Below are 8,889 nucleotides of genomic sequence, written 5' to 3' on the forward strand. Positions count from 1 at the left end.
CTGTGCCTTCTTTGCTTCCACAAGTTACTGCTGATTCTGATGATTCTGACTTGTTGAAAGCTGCTTAATTTTATTGCTGGATTTTGGGGGTTGTTTTTCGTTTTCTTTGTACCCCCTGAACGGTTACAATGTTTAAGGCTTGTTCATAAGATTCTAGAGCTTTTGGATATTGATCAATTGTGCGGTAATATACGCCCATTGCATTGAGAGTCAGTGCTTCTCGTCTCTGGTCGCCAATTTTTCTAAAGATATCTAAAGATTGTTGAAAGAATTTTTCCGCCTGAGAGTATTGTCCAAGACTAGTATTAATTAATCCAAGATCGGTGAGAGTAAAGGCTTCACCAGTCTGATCGCCTACTTCTTGGCGAATACTTAGGGCTTGTTGATAAAATTCTAGAGCTTGAGGATATTGTCCCAAACCTTCATGAACTTTCCCAATATTATTGAGAACAGTTCCTTCATTCAAGCGATCGCCTATTTTTCTGAAAATATATAAGGCTTGTTTGTAAAACTCTAAAGACTCGATATTATCTCCTAATGTGCGTTTAACTATGGCGATGTAATTGAGGCTAAAAGCTTGTCCTTTGCGGTCTTTGATTTCTCGATAGATAGTTAATGCCTGTTGAAATGACTGTAATGCTTCTTTATACTGACTAGTCTGAATTTGCTGATCACCTTGCTGATAAAGGCGTTCTGCTTCTGCTTTCCGGTCTGCTGGTGTTTGTGCTAATACCTGTGATACCTGAAATGAAATGGGCAAATTAACAACAGGTTGTAAAACCGTGAGAATAAGTGAGATAGATGCAATTAAACTGATTTTGCGATAGGGCATGGATTTTATACTAATTCCTGAAAGAGAAAGAGAATTAATCAGGGAGGGTGTAAAACATATATCTCTCATCTATTGGAGGATATGCAAGATTAGACCATCAGTACAATAATATTGAGTTTTCAACTTGGATCTTCGCCTTTCAGCTTCCAAGCTTCTGTTTGAGTTCACCACGGCTAAAAAGCCTTGGACAAAATGGGAACGATGGTTAAAAGAGGTTTATTTATCAGCTACGGCTTGATCAGATTTTTCTCAGAATGACGGTATTTAGTAATTAATTTTTGATGCTGAATAGGTGCATAAAGTAGCATATACAAAAACGGTATGCCTGTGATTCCTAATGCCAAGATAGTAGATACATTGAAAAAGCCCCACACAAAACCAAGACCTACACTAACTCCTAATACTGCTGCGAGTAATGATAAAAAATCATTAACAATAATCAAAATAATCCACATCAAAAAACTGGTTACAAACCCAATTATTCCTCCAGCAATTCCTCCCAGCAAACAAGCACCAAAGCCTCCCATTATAATTCCAAGCATCACATTAAAGATAATACCCACTAAATCACTAGGTCTAGATGAATCAAAAATTGTTCCCACAATACTGCCAATAATAACTCCCAATGCACCAACAATTATCATTCCAACAACTATAGTTTCGTACGTATTGTTCCAATAGTTATATAATGACATTTGTTCGTTTTCTTTAAAAGAGTCGTAAATTAGACGAATTGCATAAATTAAAACACTTCCTACCGCACCCAATATTGCGCCTACTGTGCCAAAAATTGCAGCACATTCCATACTGTTTTTAATAGTAGGCATATTCCAGAAAACGATTTTATTATCTGCTAAAAGTGCAATAATCCAAGGTATAACTGCTAAAACTGTAAATGTAGCTATCTCACCAGTTAAAAACGCCCAAATTAAACTCGCAGAAGATTTTGATTCTCTTCTTTCAATTGGCATAGGAGATGTCTGGACTTTTACATTTACAACATGAGTTGCAGGGTAGGCATTTGTATGTAAAAATAACTGGCGTTTATACAATTTATCCGCCATCAAAAGGCTGGTATCAACTTGAATCTCACACCTTGTATAATTACCATTAAATTTAGTTGGTGTGATGCTAATCCAAGGGTGATATTTTCGTGTATGGGATGGGTCATGGGGATGGGGAGCAACTTCCCAACGACCTTCTAATAAAGTGTCTGGCATCACATTTTTAATAGTAATAGATTGGCGAATCTTTTCACCTAAGCGTGTGGCTACAAAATCCTGAATCTGCTGGCTAATCTCAATTTGTGGACTGCGGGTAACATCAATAGGTATCAAAGCGTTAAGGGCTTGTTTTGCATCTGTAAAACGCTCTTTGAGTCGGGGTTGTACCATCATTTCCAACCAGTCTAAAAATCGCAGACTAACATTAGGTAATAAATGTCGAAATCGAATTTGGGAGGGGTCATCATCATCTATTAAATTTTGAATTTCTGTTGATTTAGTTCCTGTGAGTAAGCAAATTAATGTTACTCCCAAAGCATACAAATCTGTGGCTGTTGTAGGCTTTAATAATTGTTCTGGGGCAATAAAACCAGGTGTACCTACAAAAACACTACTACTTGATACTTCTTGACCGCCAATGCGAGCAAAACCAAAATCAATTAGGTAAACATTTAATTCTGTGTCTACTAAAATATTTTCTGGTTTAATATCCCGATGAATGATACCTGGAATAAGACTTTGTAGATATGCCAGAATCTCTAATAATTGAATGGCAATTTGTTTGATGTTTTCTGGTTCAAAACTGCGATAAACAGCTAAAGAATCAGCAGGAATATATTCCTGAACTAAGCAAAAACCATTGACTGTAGGGAAAGCTCCTAAATATTTAGGAATCTTGGGGTGATTGAGTCCTTTGAGTATGTCTATTTCTCGCTGGTGAGCTTTAAATCCTGACCAATTGGAATCTATTTGAGCAAAAGAATATTGCTTGATAACTACTTGTTTGTTTGTGCCAATAGATAAGGCTAACCAAGTAATTCTTCCTCCTTGTTGGTTATGTCCTAATTCGTTAATAACCTTATAGCCTTGTTCTGAAAAATCTGGTTTGCTGTTCATAATATTAGAGGTTTGTGAAATATATTTTTGTGCCTATTTTGTGGCTATTGTTTAATTTTTATCTATTGACCTGTACCTTTTAGAAAGGGCATTTTCCAAATATTAATATTATTCACCTCTTGAGAAGTTACTACAATCTTATTATCAGGACTAATAGTAAGGATATCTCCTGCTATTTTCACATTATTTTTCAACTCACCTGTAGCTAATTCCCATTTGTTGATACCATTTTTACCATAAATAATCAGATGTTTAGCATCTGCACTAACTTTAAGAAAATTGAAATTAGTGCCATTCAGAGTATATTTGAAGTTACCAGTTTGTAAATCCCAAATTTTGACATCACCTCTATCATTATATGTTTGAAGCCAACTAACAAGAGTATTATTAGTTATGAGGACAATAACAGGTCCATCTATAGATGACTTATCATGTCCAGTAAAGGTACTTTTGAGTGTTCCAGAACTCAAATCCCAAATCTTGATTTGTCCATCATATTCAGTGCTAACAATGGTCTTTTCATCGGGACTGATAGCAATAGAATTTATCGAGCTATTATGTCCTGTTAGCATTTTTTGCAATTTCCCGTTTTGTAAGTTCCAGATATTTAAGTTGCCGGTTTTATCTCCACTTACTAAAATGTTACCACTAGAGCTTATTTCCACATTAGTCAGTGGTTGGTTATGGACAAGATTATTTCTTAGTACACCTGTGTTTAAATTGAGAACCCTAATGAGATATTTTTTGGTTTCTACTTCAGAAGAATATTTATAGCCATAGCTATCGGTAGTTTTGGTGCTTTTAATGATTTGAGTTCCACCATCAATTACTAAAGTTTTTCCATCTTGAGTTGTTTTAACAAAACCAATTTTTTCTGAGTTATTGAATTGACGTATTAATCCACCAGATAGCAGATTCCAAATTCTGACATTGTAAGAGTCAGCACTCACGACATACTTTCCATCAGGGGTAACATTGAGATAATCTACAACTCCTGTGTGACCAGTAAGTGTGCGTTTTAATTGACCACTTTCTGGATTCCAAAGTTTGATAGTATTATCTTTACTACCACTAATTAGAGTATTATGATCTGCCGTTATTGCCGCAGAAGTTACTGTTAAAGCATGACCTGTAAGAGTAGTTAGTAATGGTTTTGGTACTACTTTAGGTGCTTGAGGTTCAGGTTTTTTTTCTGTTACTATGGAAGTTGTTTGAGAAGTTGCTTCACGCTCAGATTTCTTCTCGTTGGGAGATAGGATTGAAATTCCTTTGACTAGAAGAAATTGCACTCCTACTAATATCGTCAATGCGACTAGATTTTGTTTCATAAAAATCCCTTTTAACTGAGATAGAGTAGATTTGATTTTTTCACTACTTTGAAAAAAGTAATAAGTAATAGGGAAAAATTACTAATTAGCAATCACCAATCACCAATCACCCATCACCGTCTCCTTTTAACAGCTTGCACTGCCGCATCAGCATTCACAAGTCCTTTACCAAAGAAATATTGTTGTTCTTTCACAGATGCGGGAATTTCTCCCTCACTGCGTTGTGAACGATAAAGTTTGGCATCTTCTTGAGAAATAGTCAGTCCTTGATAACTAGCTGTAGATTTCAAAATACTCACCAATCTTTCTCTACTGATTGCTTTATTTTCCCCCTTCATTAAAGCCACAACTCCCGCTACTGTTGGTGAAGCAAAAGATGTTCCTTCTACCCACCAATATTTACCTTTGCCATCAACTACGGCAGACCAACGACTGCTAGGATCAGGTACACCTTGCCAAAAGGCATTTAAAGACGTTCCTCCTGTGGTGGGAATGCCACCTAATAATCCTGGTGTATTTAAGTCCCCTCCTGGTGCTACTAAATCTAATCCTCCACCATAATTACTGTAGGATGCACGATTACCTGTAATATTGGTTGCACCAACGGATATAACTCCTGGATAAGCAGCAGGAAATGTGACTCTGTTCCTGTTTTCATTACCAGCAGCAGCGACAATGACTAATTTCGGGTTCGCTTTGAGAACATCTGCGATCGCCTCTTCTTCTCCCGGACTTGGTAAAAGACTACCTAAACTGAGATTAATGATATCAGCACCCCTGTCTGCTGCATAACCAATGGCTTCAATATAAGCAGCAGGACTATAACTACCATTCAACCCAAATAACCGGACTGGTAAAATCTGCGCGTTGGGTGCTACTCCTAACACTCCTTCACCATTTTGGGGTTTAGCAGCGATCGCACCACTGACATAAGTACCATGAAATTCTCCACCGACTTTATAAGTCCGAAAAACATAACGCAGAACGTTAGCAATTTTTTCTAAGGAATAATCGGGATTTTTGCGTTTTATCTCTAATGCTTCTGTAGAATATTGCTGCACTAATTTAGCATCAGATAATTGAAATGTGTCCTGAAATGTTGACCCCAAAATTGCCAATTCTGTGGGACTAATCCGAGTATCAGCATCACCGTTTTTACAAGGATCTAAACTATTACTGCTAGAGGAAAAATCCCAACCGTGAACTTCTCCTGGACATTTATCAGCAGCTTTGACGGTGTAAATATTATTGATCAAATCAGGATGATCCCACTGAATTAAACTATCTAAAACTGCCACAACTACACCACGTCCACCGTTACTGCGTTTCCAAGCATCTGTCACCCGAACATCTGTACGAGTTACGGCTGATTTTTTACGGACATTTATGGGTTTCTGTAAACAAGTTTGTAGGGACTTCCAACTTGATATTTTTTCTTGTAAACATTGTTGTAAAGGTCTACTATCTAAATGCCAAGCTAATCCTAATAAATTACTTTTTGGTGTACTTCTTGCAGCAATACTTCTAGATTGAGAACTGTTTTGAGATGGGTTGCTTCGATTGGTATTTTCTGGTTTTGTTGTCTGTAACCAATCTCCAGTTCTCTGCATATTTGTGATTTGTTTGGTAGCAGTTTCTAGATTGTGGTTAGTCAAAGATTGGATAAAATTAGGTGTAGCAGATGTTACTCCTTTGACGCTATTAAGTTGATTAGATACACTGAGAATTTTTGTACCAGAGGCACTTGTGGATTTTACGAGATAGCGATCGCGGTTAAAGCGTAGGGGACGGACAATTTCCAGATTGTTTTGTTGTAAAATTGCTTGTCTCTGACTTTGGGAAAGTTGCGATTGAAAGCTGAGGATAATTTCGTTAGGTACAACAATGATTTCTTGATGTTCGTTGCGGGTAAGAACTGGTAAAGTAGTTTGTACATAAGGCTGTTGTTGAATGCGTTGCTGTAAAACAACTTCAGCATTTTGGATGTCTTTAGGCAAATTTACCAGAGCGTAATTTTCACCTAAAGGAGTGACTTTTGGTGGTGTGGTGCTGCGAATTCCGCTTTGTAAGTCTCGTTGAAGTTGGAGGTATAAAGGAGGTGCAGATATGTTACGGGTTCTACCGAGTTGTTTAAAAGAAACTGCGATCGCATCCTGTCTTTGATTTAATAGTATGCGTTGTCCTTTATAAAGGTAAAATAAATCACCATTTTCTTGAGTTTGTGCAATTGCTTGTGGTGGGATGGGAAATATACCCATGCTGGATAAAATAAAGGTGGTGAGGAAAATGCTAGATGTAATGCGTTTCATAAGTGTTTACTTTAATTTTGAGTTTTTGTCCTAGAATTGCACATAAACATCTATCTCTCACCAAGGGAAGGATATGCAAAATTATGGAGTTAGGAGTCAGTACGGGTTTAGCAGTGCTAAACCCGTACAGGAGTCAGGACATTAACCGGACTTTTATTTCACTCATTTCGCTCATTGCGTTTATTTTGAATTAGAGTTAGTATATAGTGAATGGTAATTGCAATCCATATTTTTCATAAGGAATGGGTAAATGGAATGCAATTCGATATTAGACGAGGCTGATATCTATGACACTCAGTACATATCAAACTAGCAGGATTGGAGTACCTACGGAAGAAGATGCTACTTTAGCAAAAAAAAGTAGTCAAACTTTGGCTGCTTATATAGGGAATAAGGATGCCTTTCATAGTATTAAAGTTGAGCTAGATGACGGTGTAAGTCAAACGGTTAAGATCCCATCACTGGCTTTTCAGATGCTTGTTGACATACTGGGACAAATGGCTAAAGGTAATGCTGTTACTTTCATACCTGTACACGCAGAACTCACAACACAAGAAGCTGCTGATATTTTAAATGTTTCTCGTCCCTATTTGGTAGGACTATTGGAAGGAGGAGAGATCCCATTCCGTAAGGTAGGAACACGGAGACGGGTGCGTTATCTGGATCTACTCAATTACAAAAATCAAATTGATGCTTTACGGATGGAAGCTCTTGATGAGCTTACTGCTCAAGCTCAAGAACTAGATATGGGTTATGAATAGTCATAATTAGGGGTTGCTGAGAAAGTCTTTCCGTGAGGGCATAGGAGTCAGGAGTCAGGAGTCAGGAGTCAGGAGGAGATTTGAAAATTTCTTTGCCATCTCTTGAAATCCCAAAAAATGCACACTTTTTCCGGTATACCCTTCAAAACCCTTGCACTTTTTTCCTGTTTATCAGCCTCTAACCTTTGATATATCAAGGTTTTAGGTTTATTCAGCAAACCCTATTTATACATTAAAAACTTTTCAAACATCCTCTAAAACACTTGAACAATATCTAAACACGCTTTCAAATCAGGGACTAAAACAATCAGTAATCGCTTTACAAAGTTTATGCCATGACATTTCATAATTTCACCCAATCACCAATCACCCATCACCCATCACCCATCACCAATCACCCATCACCCATCACCCATCACCCATCACCAATCACCCATCACCCATCACCCATCACCCATTACCATTTATTCAACCTCACCAATTAAAGTAAAAGCAGCCCAATGATAAGGACTTTGATAATTTTTATGTTTCATTGTTGTTAACATCGCTTGTCTTAATGCCGTACCTTTATCAAGTTTTTGTTCCATATTTTTATAAAACTCCGTCATCAAAAACGATGTAGAATCATCACCAACAGCCCATAAAGAAACTACAATACTAGGAATACCAGCACTAATTAAAGAACGGGATAAACCAATCACACCATCACCTTTAATATCTCCTTGTCCCGTATCACAAGCACTAAGAACTATCAATTCAGCATTCAGTTTTAAATCCAGAATTTCCCCTGATGTTAAAAAACCATTATCTTCACCACTGGGAGCAAATGCGATCGCACCTGGTACACCAAATCCTTTAAAATCATCAATGAAGCCATGAGTGGCAAAATGAATAATTCTGGCTGTGGGCATTTTTTGGACAATGGCTGTTTCTGTAGCTTTATTACCTGTCATCGCTTGAGTTTTCAACAATTCGGCAATTTTTACCGCTTCCTGTTCTGCACCAGGGAGAGGTGATTCTTGTTCATTGGTGATAGGATTTTTTGGCATAGTAGGATTACCAACTACTAATATTTCCCTACCAACTCCTGATTTTTTAAGGGCGTTTTTTCGCTTGTGGGTTAAATCTAAAACCTGAATAGATGGTGCAGTCAGAATAGTATGTTTTTCAATTAAATATTTACCTTTTTCATCTTGCAGTGCGGGGAAAGGAACAAGAAATAATTGACTTTGAGGAATGAAAACAACTCTTTCAGTATCTTTCTTAGGTAAAAGATCCGCAATAGGTGTAATTAGTAATTCATGGAGTCTTTCAAATCTTCCTTTGACTGGGGCAGCATTAGGATCTAGACTAGCTACAATACCCCCTCTCCTTTTCACACCAATAGATTCACGACTATTATCAACGAGTTCGTAACCGTTCAGGGGGTACAAAGAAAACGAAAAACAACCCCCAAAATCCAGCAATAAAATTAAGCAGCTTTCAACAAGTCAGAATCATCAGAATCAGCAGTAACTTGTGGAAGCAAAGAAGGCACAG

Annotated in this window: 7 protein-coding genes; 2 read left to right on the top strand and 5 right to left on the bottom strand. The window is 37.4% G+C overall.

What is annotated here, in order from left to right; all coding sequences use genetic code 11:
* Positions 1-70 precede the first annotated feature (70 nt).
* The 4 genes from IQ226_RS23680 to IQ226_RS23695 form a co-directional block, all read right to left on the bottom strand.
* Positions 71-832 (bottom strand): tetratricopeptide repeat protein, encoded by a 762-nt coding sequence (locus tag IQ226_RS23680; protein WP_193899482.1) that lies wholly within the window; start codon positions 830-832, stop codon positions 71-73.
* A gap of 227 nt (positions 833-1,059) precedes the next feature.
* Positions 1,060-2,952: a serine/threonine-protein kinase gene (locus IQ226_RS23685; RefSeq protein WP_193899483.1), complete on the bottom strand. Its 1,893-nt coding sequence runs from the start codon at positions 2,950-2,952 to the stop codon at positions 1,060-1,062.
* 62 nt (positions 2,953-3,014) lie between these two features.
* Positions 3,015-4,280: a WD40 repeat domain-containing protein gene (locus IQ226_RS23690; RefSeq protein WP_193899485.1), complete on the bottom strand. Its 1,266-nt coding sequence runs from the start codon at positions 4,278-4,280 to the stop codon at positions 3,015-3,017.
* 113 nt (positions 4,281-4,393) lie between these two features.
* Positions 4,394-6,589, bottom strand: a complete 2,196-nt coding sequence (locus tag IQ226_RS23695; protein WP_193899487.1) for a S8 family serine peptidase — start codon at positions 6,587-6,589, stop codon at positions 4,394-4,396.
* A 287-nt stretch (positions 6,590-6,876) separates the two neighbouring features.
* On the opposite strand from IQ226_RS23695, the gene IQ226_RS23700 reads away from it, so the two are divergent.
* Together IQ226_RS23700 and IQ226_RS23705 are read left to right on the top strand one after the other, a co-directional pair.
* Complete coding sequence (locus IQ226_RS23700) at positions 6,877-7,350, top strand: helix-turn-helix domain-containing protein (protein WP_053539783.1); 474 nt, start codon at positions 6,877-6,879, stop codon at positions 7,348-7,350.
* Between the two features lie 335 nt (positions 7,351-7,685).
* Complete coding sequence (locus IQ226_RS23705; protein WP_157749934.1) at positions 7,686-7,835, top strand: alpha/beta hydrolase; 150 nt, start codon at positions 7,686-7,688, stop codon at positions 7,833-7,835.
* Here IQ226_RS23705 and IQ226_RS23710 read toward each other — a convergent pair.
* Positions 7,815-8,729, bottom strand: a complete 915-nt coding sequence (locus IQ226_RS23710; RefSeq protein ID WP_370567222.1) for a CHAT domain-containing protein — start codon at positions 8,727-8,729, stop codon at positions 7,815-7,817. The genes IQ226_RS23705 and IQ226_RS23710 overlap by 21 nt on opposite strands.
* Positions 8,730-8,889: the final 160 nt, after the last annotated feature.

This window comes from Dolichospermum sp. LEGE 00240 (assembly GCF_015207875.1).
GTDB lineage: Bacteria > Cyanobacteriota > Cyanobacteriia > Cyanobacteriales > Nostocaceae > Dolichospermum > Dolichospermum gracile.